Source organism: Xanthomonas indica (genome assembly GCF_040529045.1).
Lineage (GTDB): Bacteria > Pseudomonadota > Gammaproteobacteria > Xanthomonadales > Xanthomonadaceae > Xanthomonas_A > Xanthomonas_A indica.
The window spans coordinates 3,387,716-3,400,681 of sequence record NZ_CP131914.1; the positions used below are offsets into that span (position 1 = coordinate 3,387,716).

The following is a 12,966-nucleotide window of genomic DNA, read 5'->3' on the forward strand; positions in this document are numbered from 1 at the left end:
ACGGCCTCAGCTGCGGCGCTCCGACGAGAAAGCGTCGCGGCTGAAGCCGCTCCTACAACGAAGACGCGAGATGCGGGTGGATCGCCACGCATCCAGCATTGAAAATCCTGATGCGCCGCCGCACTCAGCGGGCGAACCAGTCCAGCACACCATTCCGACGCAGGAGCGACTTCAGCCGCGACGCGTTCGACGATAACGCGTCGGGGCTGAAGCCCCTCCCACAAAAAGCCTGGCAGCGACCAGGAACGCGTGGAAAATCCCGAATCCCGGCTTTCAACAGCCGCAGGCTGTCATCCCGAATCCCGAATCCCCAATCCCCGCCTCACGACGTCATCCGGTCCCAGAACCCCTTCACTCCATCGATGAAGGTCGCCGACTTCGGCGAATGCTTGCGCGCGTCCTCGCCGGTGAAGGTGGACTCGAACTGCTCCAGCAGCTTGCGCTGGTCGGCGGTGAGGTTGATCGGCGTCTCCACCACCACCCGGCAGTACAGATCGCCTTCGCTGCGGCTGCGCACCGAGCGCACGCCCTTGCCGCGCAGGCGGAACAGCTTGCCGGTCTGGGTTTCGGCCGGGATGCGGATCTCCGCCTCGCCGCCCAGGGTGGCCACGCGTACGGTGTCGCCCAGCGCCGCCTGCGAGATGCGGATCGGCACCTCGCAGTGCAGGTCGTCGCCGTCGCGCTGGAAGATCGCATGCTCGCGCACCCGCACTTCCACGTACAGATCGCCCGGCGGCGTACCGGCCGGACCGGCCTCGCCCTCGCCCGACAGGCGGATGCGGTCGCCGTTGTCGACGCCGGCGGGAATCTTCACCGACAGCACCTTGGTCTCTTCCACACGCCCGGCGCCGTGGCAGACGCCGCACGGGTTCTGCACGATCTGGCCGCGGCCGGCGCAATGCGGACAGGTCTGCTGCATGGCGAAGATGCCGCGCTGGATACGCACCTGGCCGCGCCCGTGGCAGGTGACGCAGGTCTCGACCTTGCCGTCCTCCGAGCCGCTGCCGTGGCAATGCTCGCATTCGCTCAGGGTCGGGATCTCGATGCGGCGCTCGATACCGGCCACCGCTTCTTCCAGGTCCAGTTCCAGCACGTAGCCGATGTCGGCACCACGCCGCGGCGCACGCCCGCCACCGCCGGCACCACCGAAGATGTTGCCGAAGAGGTCGCCGAAGATGTCGCCCATGTCCGGGCCGCCAGGGCCGCCGCCCATCCCGCCCATGCCGTGCTCGAACGCGGCGTGGCCGTGCGCGTCGTACATGCGCCGGCGGTTGCCGTCGGAGAGCACTTCATAGGCCTCCTTGCATTCCTTGAACGCGGCCTCGGCGGCTTGGTCGCCGGGATTGCGGTCCGGGTGGTACTTCATCGCGCAACGGCGATAGGCCTTCTTCAGCTCGTCGTCGCTGGCGGTGCGGGCCACACCCAGCACTTCGTAATAGTCGCGTTTGCTCATAGGGCGGGGATTGGGGAGTCGGGAGTCGGGATTCGTTCAATGCAAAAGCGGAGAGCGTTGGCTCTTCCGCTCTTGCAAACTAGATGGACAGAGATGGAGAGCGGAGACCGCACGGCAACGCCTTGCGCATCCCCAATCCCCAATCCCCAATCCCGGCTTACTTCTTGTCGTCCTTGACTTCGGTGAACTCGGCGTCCACCACGTCGTCGGACGGGGCCGAGGACGCATGCGCGCCGCCGGCGTTGCCGCCCGGCTGCTGCTCGCCCGCCGCCGCGGCCGCGTACAGCGACTGACCGGCCTCTTCCAGCGCCTTGGTCTTGGCCTCGATCTGGCCCTTGTCGTCGCCCTTCATCGCGGTTTCCAGATCCGCCAGCGCAGACTCGACCTTGCCGATCACGTCGCCGCCGACCTTGCTGCCGTGCTCGGTGATCGCGCTGCGGGTCGCGTGGATCAGGCCGTCGGCCTGGTTGCGCGCCTGCACCAGCTCGTGGAACTTCTTGTCTTCCTCGCGGTTGGCTTCCGCGTCGGCGACCATCCGCTGGATCTCGTCGTCCGACAGGCCGGAACCGGCCTTGATCTCGACCTTCTGTTCCTTGTTGGTCTTCTTGTCCTTGGCCGACACGTGCAGGATGCCGTTGGCGTCGATGTCGAAGGACACCTCCACCTGCGGCAGGCCGCGCGGCGCCGGCTCGATGCCGGACAGGTCGAACTTGGCCAGCGACTTGTTGTAGCGGGCCTGTTCGCGCTCGCCCTGCAGCACGTGCACGGTCACCGCCGACTGGTTGTCCTCGGCGGTGGAGAACACCTGCGAGGCCTTGGTCGGGATGGTGGTGTTCTTCTCGATGATCTTGGTGAACACGCCGCCCAGGGTCTCGATGCCCAGGCTCAGCGGGGTCACGTCGAGCAGCAGCACGTCCTTGACGTCGCCGGCCAGCACGCCGCCCTGGATCGCGGCGCCCAGCGCCACGGCCTCGTCGGGGTTGACGTCCTTGCGCGGCTCCTTGCCGAAGAACTCGGCCACGGCCTGCTGCACCTTCGGCATGCGGGTCTGGCCACCGACCAGGATCACCTCGGTGATGTCGCTGGCGCGCAGGCCGGCATCGTTCAGCGCGGTGCGGCACGGATCGATGGTGCGCTTGACCAGTTCCTCCACCAGCGCCTCGAGCTTGGCCCGGGTCAGCTTGATGTTGAGGTGCTTCGGGCCCGACGCGTCGGCGGTGACGTACGGCAGGTTGACTTCGGTCTGCTGCGAGGACGACAGCTCGATCTTGGCACGCTCGGCGGCGTCCTTCAGGCGCTGCAGCGCCAGCGGATCCTTGCGCAGGTCGATGCCCTGGTCCTTGTTGAATTCTTCGACGAGGTAGTCGATGACGCGCTTGTCGAAGTCTTCGCCGCCCAGGAAGGTGTCGCCGTTGGTGGCGAGCACTTCGAACTGCTTCTCGCCGTCGACGTTGGCGATCTCGATGATCGACACGTCGAAGGTGCCGCCGCCCAGGTCGTACACCGCGATCTTGCGATCGCCGCCCTGGCCCTTGTCCAGGCCGTAGGCCAGCGCCGCGGCGGTCGGCTCGTTGATGATGCGCTTGACGTCCAGGCCGGCGATACGGCCGGCGTCCTTGGTCGCCTGGCGCTGGCTGTCGTTGAAGTACGCCGGCACGGTGATGACCGCCTCGGTGACGGTCTCGCCCAGGAACGCCTCGGCGGTCTTCTTCATCTTCTCCAGCACCTGCGCGGAGATTTCCTGCGGGGCCAGCTTGCGGCCGTCGGCGGTGGCCACCCAGGCGTCGCCGTTGTCGTGCTGGACGATGCCGTACGGGACCAGGCCGATGTCCTTCTGGACTTCGGCGTCGGTGAACTTGCGGCCGATCAGGCGCTTGACCGCGTAGAAGGTATTCTTGGGGTTGGTGACGGCCTGGCGCTTGGCCGAGGCGCCCACCAGCACTTCGCCGTCCTTGGTGTAGGCGACGATCGAAGGCGTGGTGCGGTCACCCTCTGAATTCTCGATGACGCGGGCCTTGCCGCCGTCCATGATCGCCACGCACGAGTTGGTCGTGCCCAGGTCGATGCCGATGATCTTGCCCATTGCAATGACTCCTGAAAGGTCGTGTAGCCGGCCAGTGCCGGGATTCTGATTCGGATATAGGGATGGCTGCAGGTCATTCAAGCCATCGCCGCAAATTAGCGTTCCACTGCCGCCGCGCCGGGTTCAGGCGCGGGCGGCCGGCCCGCTCAATCGTGCTTGGCCACCACCACCAGCGCCGGCCGCAGCAGGCGCTCGTTGAGCAGGTAGCCCTTCTGGAACACCTGGATCACGTGGCCCGGGGCGACGCCCTCGGCCTCGGCCTGGCTGATCGCCTGGTGATGCTCCGGGTTGAACGGCTCGCCGGTCGGGTCGAGCAGGGTCAGGCCGTTGTCGGCGGCGACCTTGAGCAACTGCTTGTAGGTCAGTTCCAGGCCGTCACGCAGCGGGCTGGGCTCGCTGCCGGCGGCGGTCAGCCCCGCGTCCAGACTGTCGAACACCGGCAACAGGTCGCCGAGCAGGCGCTCGTTGGCGAACTTGCGCGCCTGCTCCACGTCGCGGGCGATGCGCTTGCGCTGGTTCTCCAGGTCGGCCCGCTCGCGCAGGGCGTCGGCCTTGACCAGGGCCAGCTCGCTGCGCAGCGTCTCCACTTCCGCCTGCAGCGGATCGGTCGAGGGCTGCTGCGCCTCGGTCAGGTGTTCGGAATCGAATTCAGGGTGCTCTTGCGTCATGTCCGTGTCCCTGGCGGGGTGCGTCCCGCCTTACCGGACCACCTATGTGGGCGGTGCGCGCGGATTCAAGTGAATCCGGGGATTGGGGCGTCGGGACTGGGGATTGGCGTGGCGCGGCGGGACCGCCGGCTGACGAATGGCGCGGCGGCGCCCCGTGCGCGTGGCTCAGCGGTCGCCGGGCGGGGACGGGTCCAGGCGGGCGCCGAGGACGTCGGCGGCGGTCTGCACCAGGGGAATGACCCGGTCGTAGTCCATGCGCTTGGGGCCGATCACGCCCAGCACGCCCAGCACCTGGCCGCCGGCCATGTACGGGGCGGTGACCAGCGACACGCTCTCCAGCGGCACCATGCCGGTCTCCTCGCCGATGAAGATGCGCACGCCGGGCGCGCGGATGGTGCGCTCGAGCAGTTGCAGGATCTCGCGCTTGCTGGCGAAGACCTCGAACAGTTCGCGCAACCGCTCCAGGTCGGAGAGGTCCTGTACGCCCATCAGCTTGGTCTGCCCGGCCAGCACCATGTCGTCGCCGGCCGGGGCCAGCGCCTGCTCGGCCAGCTCGACGCTGTGCGCCAGCAGCTGCTCCATCTCGTCGCGCGCATGGCGCAGGTCGCGCAGCAGGCTGGCGCGGATGTCGGCCAGCGCACGCCCGGCGAAATGCCGGTTCAGGTAGTTGGCCACCCGCTCCAGTTCGGCCGGCTCGTAGGCCTTGCGCGGCTCGATCACGCGGTTCTGCACCTCGTTGTCGGCGAACACCAGGATCGCCAGCACCCGCCGCGCGTCCAGCGGCACGAAGTCGATGTGCCGGAACGCGAACTGCTCGCGCTTGGGCGCGCTGACCACGCCGACGAAGTGGGTCATGGCCGACAGCAGTTCCGAGGCGCTGCCCAGCAGCGCCTGGGTGCCGGCGGCATTGGCCATCTCCGCGCGCAGCCGCGCCACCTCGCCCTCGGCCGGCGGGCGCATCTGCACCAGGCTGTCGACGAACACCCGGTAGCCGGTGGCGGTGGGCACGCGCCCGGCCGAGGTGTGCGGCGAGCTGAGCAGCCCGGCGTCCTCCAGGTCGGCCAGGATGTTGCGGATCGTCGCCGGGCTCACGTCCAGCCCGGCGTGCCGGGCCAGGGTCTGCGAGCCGACCGGCTCGCCGTCGCGGATGTAGCGCGAGATCAGCGTGCGCAGCAGCTGCCGGGCACGCGGATCGAGGCTGGAATGGACCGGGGAAGCGCGCATGGAATCAACCCGTGAGACTGGTCCTTAGATAATGTCTGCACGCCGGCTTGGCAAGTCATTGGCCCACCTACCCGCGCATGCTAGCGTTGCGCGGCTCCGGATGCAGACCCCATGCTCAGACATCTCTCGATCAAGGATTTCGCCGTCGTACGCGGCACCGAACTGGAATTCGGCCCCGGCATGACCGTGGTGTCCGGCGAAACCGGCGCCGGCAAGTCGCTGATGGTGGACGCGCTCGGCTTCCTGTCCGGGCTGCGCGCCGACAGCGGCGTGGTCCGCCACGGCGCCGACCGCGCCGAGCTGTCGGCCGAGTTCGTCGCCCCCGCCCAGGCCCGCGCCTGGCTGCGCGAGAACGAACTCGACGACGAGGAACAGTGCCAGCTGCGCCGGGTGATCCGTGCCGACGGCGGCTCCCGCGCCTGGATCAACGGGCGCCCGGTGACCCTGTCGCAACTGGCCGAACTGGCCAGCCACCTGGTCGAGATCCACGGCCAGCACGAACACCAGGCCCTGCTCTCGCGCGGCAGCCAGCTCGGCCTGCTCGACGCCTACGCCCGCAACGAGGCCGAACGCGCAGCGGTGCGCGCCGCCGCGGCCCGCTGGCAGGGCCTGCTCAGCGAGCGCGAGACCCTGCTGGCGCAGGGCGACGTCAGCGACCGCATCGGTTTCCTGCAGCACCAGTTGGCCGAACTGCAGCGCGAGGACCTGGACCCGGCGGCGATCGCTGCCCTGGATGCCAACCACCGCCGCCAGGCCCACGCCGCCGCGCTGATCGGCGCCTGCGAGGGCGCGGCGCAGCGGCTCAACGGCGACGACGCGCCGGCGGTGCTGGACCTGTTGCAGCAGACCCGCCACGAACTTGGCAAGGTCGGCGAGTACGACCCGCGCCTGGCCGAGGTGCAGGCGCTGATCGACAGCGCCGGCATCCAGTTGGAAGAAGCCCTGGCGCTGATCGACCGGGTCCGCGACGACCTGGACGCCGACCCGGCGCAGTTCGAGGAGATGGAACGCAAGCTCGGCCGCCTGCACGACCTGGCCCGCAAGCACCGGATCGGGGTGGACGCGCTGGCCGGGCACCGCGACGCCCTGTTGGCCGAGGTGGAGAGCCTGCGCGGTGCCGGCGAGCGGCTGGACGTGCTCGACGCCGAGATCGCCCAGGCCACCCGGGCCTGGCGCGACGCCGCGGCCGCCCTGACCGCCACCCGCGACCGCGGCGCGCAGGCGCTGTCGCGCGATACCACCGCCCTGATCGGCGAACTGGGCATGGGCGGCGGCCGCTTCCTGATCCAGCTCGAGCCGCACGACACCGAACGGCCGGACCCGGCTGGCGCCGAGCGGGTCGAGTTCCTGGTCGCCGCCAACGCCGGGCAGCCGCCGCGCGCCCTGCGCAAGGTCGCCTCCGGCGGCGAACTGTCGCGCATCTCGCTGGCGATCGAGGTCGCCGCGCTGGGCCTGGACGCGGTGCCGACCATGGTCTTCGACGAAGTGGACTCGGGCATCGGCGGCGCCGTCGCCGACATCGTCGGCAAGAAGCTGCGCGCCCTCGGCGAGCAGCGCCAGGTGCTGTGCGTGACCCACCTGCCGCAGGTCGCCGCCCAGGGCCACGCCCATTACCGGGTCAGCAAGGCACCGGTCGAGGGCATGACCCAGAGTTCGGTGGAACTGCTGGCCCCGCGCCAGCGCGAGGAAGAACTAGCCCGGATGCTGGGCGGCGTCGAGGTCAGCAAGGAAGCCCGCGCCGCAGCCAAGCGGCTGCTGCTCAGCGCGGGCTGAGCCGCGGCCATCGCACGCGGCACCGCTGGGCCAAACTGCCCCGACCCACATGGGCAATCTGGATCGGATCACAAAGCGGCACAGCCCCAGCCGCCAATGCAGCTAAACCGCGAGCATCAACAAGCCCCTCTCCCGCCGGGAGAGGGGTTGGGGTGAGGGTTCGGCGCGAAGCGACCCGCTGACGTGATCCACGCGGCCGCCACCCGGACCCTCATCCGCCCCTTGCGGGGCACCTTCTCCCGATGGGAGAACGGGGAAACCTTAGCCCCTCTCCCACCGGGAGAGGGGTTGGGGTGAGGGTACGGCGCGGAGCGACCCGCCGACGTGATCCACGCGGCGACACCCGGACCCTCATCCGCCCCTGCGGGGCACCTTCTCCCGATGGGAGAAGGGGTAAGCCTTAGCCCCTCTCCCGCCGGGAGAGGGGTTGGGGTGAGGGTCCGTGGCGAAGCCCTCGCGCATCTGGCGCACAAGGAGGGGCCACACGCGGACCGAGTTCACCCGGCGGCGGAACTCAACCCTTCTTGCCGCTGGGCCGCTTGCTGCGCACGTACAGCACCAGGGAGTGTTCTTCCAGCTCGTAGCCGTGATCGGCAGCGATCTTGCGCTGCAATTCCTCGATCTCCGCGCTTTCGAACTCGATGATCTTGCCGGTATCCACGTCCACCATGTGATCGTGGTGGCCGCCGCGGTCCAGTTCGTACACCGCCTGGCCGCCCTCGAAGTTGTGCTTGAGCACCAGCCCGGCCGCCTCGAACTGGGTCAGCACCCGGTACACCGTGGCCAGGCCGATCTCGTCGCCGTGGTCCAGCAACTGCCGATAGATCTCCTCGGCGGTCATGTGGTGCCGCGCCGATTTCTGCTCCAGCAGCTCGAGGATGCGCATCCGGGGGTGCGTGACCTTCAGGCCGACTTTGCGCAGATCGTGGGATTCCATGGCGTCTCCGTTCATAGCTGGTTTATCGCCAGCTGCCTGGGAATGGGTCGCGGCGGTCGCCGGGAGTGTATCATCGACGCGATTTCATTCAGCCATGTCCCCGATGCGCAATCTCCTGCTGGTCGCCGCTGTTGCCCTGTCCACCGCTGGCTGCGGCATCATTTACAAGCAGCCCATCTACCAGGGCAATCTGATCAAGCCGTCGGCCGTGGAGCAGCTCAAGGTCGGACAGAGCAAGCAGCAGGTCAGCGCGCTGCTCGGCAGTCCCTCGATTCCGGATCCGTTCCACGCGCAGCGCTGGGACTACACCTCCACCGAGCGTGTCGATCGCCTGGGCCATACCGAGATCAAGAACTTCGTGGTGTTCTTCGACAACGACATGGTCACCCGCTGGGAAGGCGACTATTTCCCGGATCAGGACGAAGAGCTGGCCAAGAACAGCGTGCGCCAGTTCGGCCGCAACCTGGCCAAGGACAAGAAGAAGCAGCGCCGCGGCGAATGAGCCAGCGGCCGCGTCACCGTCACGCCCGGCCGCTCAGCGCGGCTTGGCGCGGCGGCGCCTGGCGTCCTTGGGATCGATCAGCAGCGGCCTGAGCAGTTCCACCCGATCGCCCTCCTGCAGCAGCCGCGTCGGTGCGGCGACCTCGCCATAGACCGCGCACGGCATGCCGGGCGTCGCCTCGGGCAACGCAGCAGCGGCCAGCGCATCGGCCACCGTCGCGCCCTCCGGCAGGTCCAGCCGCTGCGACACGAAACGCTCCGGCCAGGCCAGCACCACCTCGATCCGCACGGCGGCTAGGCCTGTTCCCGGTCGGCCACGCGCACGAAGTCGTTGACCATGCGGTCGGCCAGGCTCTGGAAGCCCAGCGCCAGCGCCGGCCCCAGCAGGCGCGAGGCCGGTTCGAAGTCGAGCATCAGGCTGACCTTGCTGGCGTGTTCGTTGAAGCCCTGGAAGGTCCACTGCCCCTGCAGGCGCTTGAACGGGCCGTCGCGCAGCTGCATATCGATGCGATCCGGGCGCTGCAGGCTGTTCTCGGTGGTGAACCAGGTGCGGAACGAGCCCAGCCCCAGGTCCAGCCGTGCCACCAGGACGCGGTCGTTCTGCTCGAGGATATGGGCCGCATCGCACCAGGCGAACCGGCGCGGATAGGCGGCGACGTCGTTGACCAGATCGAACATGCGCGTTGCGGCGTGTTCGACCAGAGCGCTGCGGCGGATGATAGGCATTCGGACGGGAAGTGGGACCAAGACGTTCGGGAGGCCCCGAATCGGAGACAATAGCAAGATGAGCAAGAAACCCGTCAAGGATAAAGCAAACGGCGCGACGGCCAACAAGACCATCGCCCTGAACAAGCGCGCGCGCCACGAATACCACCTGGAGGACCGCTACGAGGCCGGCCTGGCCCTGCAGGGCTGGGAGGTGAAGTCGATCCGCGCCGGCCGCGCCAACATCGGCGAGAGCTACGCCTTCGTGCGCCAGGGCGAACTGTTCCTGTTCGGCGCGCAGATCACCCCGTTGATCCAGGCGTCCACCCATGTGGTTGCCGACGACCGGCGCACGCGCAAGCTGCTGCTGCACCGGAACGAGATCGACAAGCTGATCGGCCGCGTCGAGCGCGACGGCTACACCCTCGTGCCCACCGCGATGTACTGGAGCAAGAACAAGATCAAGCTCGAGATCGCGCTGGCCAAGGGCAAGCAGGACCACGACAAGCGCAACGCGGCCAAGGACCGCGACTGGGCCCGCGACAAGCAACGGATCATGCGCCGGCACAACAAGAATGCCTGAGGGCTGAGATGATCAGCCATCCGGCTGCTGAAAAGCCGGGGATTCGGGATTTGGGATTCGCAGGGGCGGCTTCCCCGCGCGCCTCCCGCGTTCCTACCGCCTCGCCTCTCCCGTAGGAACGGCTTCAGCCGCGAGGCGCTGAGGCCGGGATTGGGGATTGGGGATTGGGGATTGGGGAGTCGAGAGTCGAAGGCAGCTCCCCGGCGCAACAATTCGGCCGCGCGCAGCGCAGCTCGCCGAAGCTCGGCAGCCGCAAGCGCCCCTTGAGCGCATGAATGCCTTGTAGGAGCAGCTTCAGCCGCGACGCGACGAAGTCGGAATCTCGACACGAAGCCGTGCGATTCGGGGCGCAACGCGCGCCAGGCTTTTCCATGCCCTGATCCCAGAAAAGTTGGCCTTCATCCGCCGCAGCGAAGCAGATTCCCACACGAAAAACGATGACACCTGGGAACCGCCGTTGCAAATCCCCAATCCCCAATCCCGGCCTCCCCGGCTGCAGCCGCTCCCACACGGGAGCCGCGCCAGCAAGGGGAGCCGCCATTGCGAATCCCCGCTCCCGACTCCCCGGCTTTTCAGCAGCCGAATGGCTGATCATCCCGGCCCCGCTCACGTCCCCCCAAGCATCCGCATCAAGCTCGGCAGTCCACTGCCCTGCATGTAGCGATCGCGCTGCAGGTCCAGGCACTGCGCCAGCACCAGCTGCTTGACCCGGTCCGGTGCGCCGATGAACTCGCGGCGCACCGACAGGAAGGCGGCGATCAGCCCGGACACATGCGCCGCGGCCATGCTGGTGCCGCTCATCTCCACCATCCAGGTGCCCGGATCCGCGACCGCATAGCCGTGGTGGGCCGACAGGATCTTTTCGCCCGGCGCGACCAGGTCGGGCTTGTAGCGGCCGTCGGCCGTCGGGCCGCGCGAGGAGAAATACGAAATGCCGTAGCTGTGCGGGCTGCTCTTGTGCACCGAGCCCACCGCCAGCGATTCCTCCAGGTTCGCCGGGTCGCCGATGCTCAGATCCAGGTTCAGCGGATAGGCCTCGCCGTCGCCCTGCATCAGCCAGGCCAGGCCGTCGTTGCCGGCCGCGATCACCACCACCACGCCCTGCCGCCACAGCCGGCGCAGTTCGTTGCACAGCGGAGTGAAGCCGCAGCCGTAGCTCTCCGCGTCGAAGTAGCCGCCCAGGCTCAGGTTGACCCCGTGCACCACCAGTTCGCCGGCACGCTCGTTGAGTTCGGCCACCTGCTGCACGCCCTTGATGATCCACGAGTCGCGGCCGTTGCCGTCGTCGTCCAGCACCTTCAACCCGTAGAGCCGCGCCAACGGTGCCATGCCGGCGAACTGCAACGGCGCGGTGGCCGGCGCGCCCGGCAGCGGCGCCTCGCATTGCCCGGCGATGATGCCGGCCACGTGGGTGCCGTGGCCGTTGCCGTCGAGCGCGTCGAAACCGGCCTCGCCCGGGCGCAGCGCGCGTGGGCGCCCGCGCTGGGTGCAGTCCCATTGGGCAAGCACGGTCGGCGGCTGCCCGGCGACGTGGAAATGCGGATGCGCCGCGGCGATGCCGCTGTCCAGCACCGCCCAGCCGATGCCGGCGCCGAGCGCGCGATAGGCCACCTGCGCCGCATCCACCTGGATCGTGCTGCGCGACTGGTAGATCAGCGCGCGCTTGCCCGCATCGCGCCACAAACGCTTGAGGTTGAGGTCGCGATAGCGCTCGCGCAGGCTTTCGATCTCGAACCGGGTCAGCCGCGCCGACACGTAGCGCTGCAGGGTGTCCTCCAGTTCGATCTGCGCATCCAGCGCCTCGCCCTGCAGCCCGGTGGAGGCCTGGGTCAGCGCGCGCAGCGCCGCGATCAGCGCATGCTTGCGCTGCGCCGCATCGCCGGCATCGGACAATCGTTCGAGTTCGATCAGCACCTCGTGCCGATAGTCCGGCGCGCGCGCCTCCAACTGGTCGGACAGGTCCTTGATCAGCACCGGATGCGCGATCGGCTGGTCGAAGCCCACCCCCACCGCGCGCCGCACCTCGGCCCGCACGTCGGGGATGGACAGGTAGCCGGCGGCCGAATGCGGGTTGCGCTGCCAATCCGGGTTGATCTTCGAACCGGCGATGTTCTGGAAGCGCCCGTCGGCATCGGCAATGTCGTCGCTGAGATCGTCGTCCAGGGCCACCGGGTCGCGCCGCTCGGCGACGTTGACCCAGCGCGCCACGCAAGGCGGAAACGGCAGCTTCGGCGTTCCGGTCCACGCCTTGAACATGCTGCGCACCACCGGCAGGCCCAGCGGCGAGCCGAGCGTGAGCAGCAGCGAGACCTCGCAATCCTGCAGCTGCAGCTCGCGCAGCACGTCGTAGGCGATCAGCGAGCCCTGGCTGTGCGCGATCACCACGAACGGGCCGCCGCCGGCGCGGATGCGCTGCAGCAGGCTCTCGCGCATCTGCGTGCGTCGCGCCGGCACGAAGAAGAAGTCGTGCACGTCCTGCAGCAGCGCCGCGGAGATCAGCTTGAGCAACGCGCGGTTGAGCACGTCGACCACGCCTTGCGCATGCACGCCAGTGGTTGCGGTTGCCGTCGCTGGCGCCGCTGCCTCCACCTCGTCCAGCAGCTGCTGCAGCCGTGCGCGCTCGACCTCGCTGGCGGCCAGGGTGTCGGCGAGCTGGCGCAGATCGGCCAGCTGCGGGGCCACGCCGAGCGCGCTGAGGACACGCTGCTCGGCCTGGTTCAACACCGGGCCGCGATCCTGATCCTGGCAATCGCCCGGTTCCGGCGACGGATAGCGCTCGCGATTGACCCAATAGGCCATGCGCGTGCGCTCGCCCATCGCGCGCCCGAACAGGGCGCGGTCCCACTGGCAGCGCAATACCTCGGCCGGCGGCTTGTTGCCGATGCCATGGATGTAGACGACCGTGCGTGCCTGCCCCTGCGCCAGCGAGCCTTCGCCGGTGGCCTTGGGCCGCAACGCGCTGCCGGCCGGCGGCGTGGCGGCGGCCATCGCCGAGGCAGGTCTGCTGGCGCTTGGAGCCGCGATATTGGACTTGGGCGG

The 12,966-nt window shown here is 68.8% G+C and carries 11 protein-coding genes; 3 read left to right on the plus strand and 8 right to left on the minus strand.

What is annotated here, in order from left to right:
• Positions 1-322 precede the first annotated feature (322 nt).
• The 4 genes from dnaJ to hrcA all read right to left on the minus strand — a co-directional run bounded on the left by dnaJ (position 323) and on the right by hrcA (position 5,428).
• Positions 323-1,453 (minus strand): molecular chaperone DnaJ, encoded by a 1,131-nt coding sequence (gene dnaJ, locus Q7W82_RS14700; RefSeq protein ID WP_242160446.1) that lies wholly within the window; start codon positions 1,451-1,453, stop codon positions 323-325.
• Positions 1,454-1,610: 157 nt separating this feature from the next.
• Positions 1,611-3,536 (minus strand): molecular chaperone DnaK, encoded by a 1,926-nt coding sequence (gene dnaK, locus Q7W82_RS14705; protein ID WP_242160447.1) that lies wholly within the window; start codon positions 3,534-3,536, stop codon positions 1,611-1,613.
• 146 nt (positions 3,537-3,682) lie between these two features.
• On the minus strand, positions 3,683-4,204 hold the full coding sequence (gene grpE, locus Q7W82_RS14710) for a nucleotide exchange factor GrpE (RefSeq protein WP_242160448.1): 522 nt from the start codon (positions 4,202-4,204) through the stop codon (positions 3,683-3,685).
• A 165-nt stretch (positions 4,205-4,369) separates the two neighbouring features.
• Complete coding sequence (hrcA, locus tag Q7W82_RS14715) at positions 4,370-5,428, minus strand: heat-inducible transcriptional repressor HrcA (protein WP_160946031.1); 1,059 nt, start codon at positions 5,426-5,428, stop codon at positions 4,370-4,372.
• A gap of 111 nt (positions 5,429-5,539) precedes the next feature.
• Between hrcA and recN the strand changes: the two genes are divergently transcribed.
• Entirely contained in the window at positions 5,540-7,201 is a 1,662-nt protein-coding gene (recN, locus tag Q7W82_RS14720; RefSeq protein WP_242160449.1) for a DNA repair protein RecN, read from the plus strand.
• A gap of 514 nt (positions 7,202-7,715) precedes the next feature.
• Here the strand turns inward: recN and fur are convergent.
• Positions 7,716-8,138, minus strand: coding sequence for a ferric iron uptake transcriptional regulator (gene fur / locus Q7W82_RS14725; protein WP_026143876.1), 423 nt, complete (start codon positions 8,136-8,138; stop codon positions 7,716-7,718).
• A gap of 103 nt (positions 8,139-8,241) precedes the next feature.
• Between fur and bamE the strand changes: the two genes are divergently transcribed.
• Entirely contained in the window at positions 8,242-8,640 is a 399-nt protein-coding gene (bamE, locus tag Q7W82_RS14730) for an outer membrane protein assembly factor BamE (protein WP_019796584.1), read from the plus strand.
• Positions 8,641-8,673: 33 nt separating this feature from the next.
• Here the strand turns inward: bamE and Q7W82_RS14735 are convergent, their stop codons facing one another.
• A complete protein-coding gene (locus tag Q7W82_RS14735; RefSeq protein ID WP_242160450.1) occupies positions 8,674-8,928 on the minus strand; it encodes an RnfH family protein in 255 nt (84 codons plus the stop codon).
• Between the two features lie 5 nt (positions 8,929-8,933).
• Positions 8,934-9,365, minus strand: coding sequence for a ubiquinone-binding protein (locus Q7W82_RS14740; RefSeq protein ID WP_026144297.1), 432 nt, complete (start codon positions 9,363-9,365; stop codon positions 8,934-8,936).
• A 58-nt stretch (positions 9,366-9,423) separates the two neighbouring features.
• Here Q7W82_RS14740 and smpB point away from each other — a divergent pair, with 58 nt between their 5' ends.
• Positions 9,424-9,927, plus strand: coding sequence for an SsrA-binding protein SmpB (gene smpB, locus Q7W82_RS14745; RefSeq protein WP_017908548.1), 504 nt, complete (start codon positions 9,424-9,426; stop codon positions 9,925-9,927).
• A gap of 606 nt (positions 9,928-10,533) precedes the next feature.
• On the opposite strand, the gene Q7W82_RS14750 is transcribed toward smpB, so the two are convergent.
• Positions 10,534-12,783, minus strand: coding sequence for a S8 family peptidase (locus tag Q7W82_RS14750; protein ID WP_242160501.1), 2,250 nt, complete (start codon positions 12,781-12,783; stop codon positions 10,534-10,536).
• Between the last annotated feature and the right edge of the window lie 183 nt (positions 12,784-12,966).

What these genes read in the sequence shown, in the direction of transcription:
- hrcA (WP_160946031.1), bottom strand. Translation starts at nt 5,428, where the DNA reads ATGCGCGCTTCCCCGGTCCATTCCAGCCTCGATCCGCGTGCCCGGCAG.
- smpB (WP_017908548.1), top strand. Translation starts at nt 9,424, where the DNA reads ATGAGCAAGAAACCCGTCAAGGATAAAGCAAACGGCGCGACGGCCAAC.
- recN (WP_242160449.1), top strand. Translation starts at nt 5,540, where the DNA reads ATGCTCAGACATCTCTCGATCAAGGATTTCGCCGTCGTACGCGGCACC.
- bamE (WP_019796584.1), top strand. Translation starts at nt 8,242, where the DNA reads ATGCGCAATCTCCTGCTGGTCGCCGCTGTTGCCCTGTCCACCGCTGGC.
- grpE (WP_242160448.1), bottom strand. Translation starts at nt 4,204, where the DNA reads ATGACGCAAGAGCACCCTGAATTCGATTCCGAACACCTGACCGAGGCG.
- dnaJ (WP_242160446.1), bottom strand. Translation starts at nt 1,453, where the DNA reads ATGAGCAAACGCGACTATTACGAAGTGCTGGGTGTGGCCCGCACCGCC.
- dnaK (WP_242160447.1), bottom strand. Translation starts at nt 3,536, where the DNA reads ATGGGCAAGATCATCGGCATCGACCTGGGCACGACCAACTCGTGCGTG.
- Q7W82_RS14740 (WP_026144297.1), bottom strand. Translation starts at nt 9,365, where the DNA reads ATGCCTATCATCCGCCGCAGCGCTCTGGTCGAACACGCCGCAACGCGC.
- fur (WP_026143876.1), bottom strand. Translation starts at nt 8,138, where the DNA reads ATGGAATCCCACGATCTGCGCAAAGTCGGCCTGAAGGTCACGCACCCC.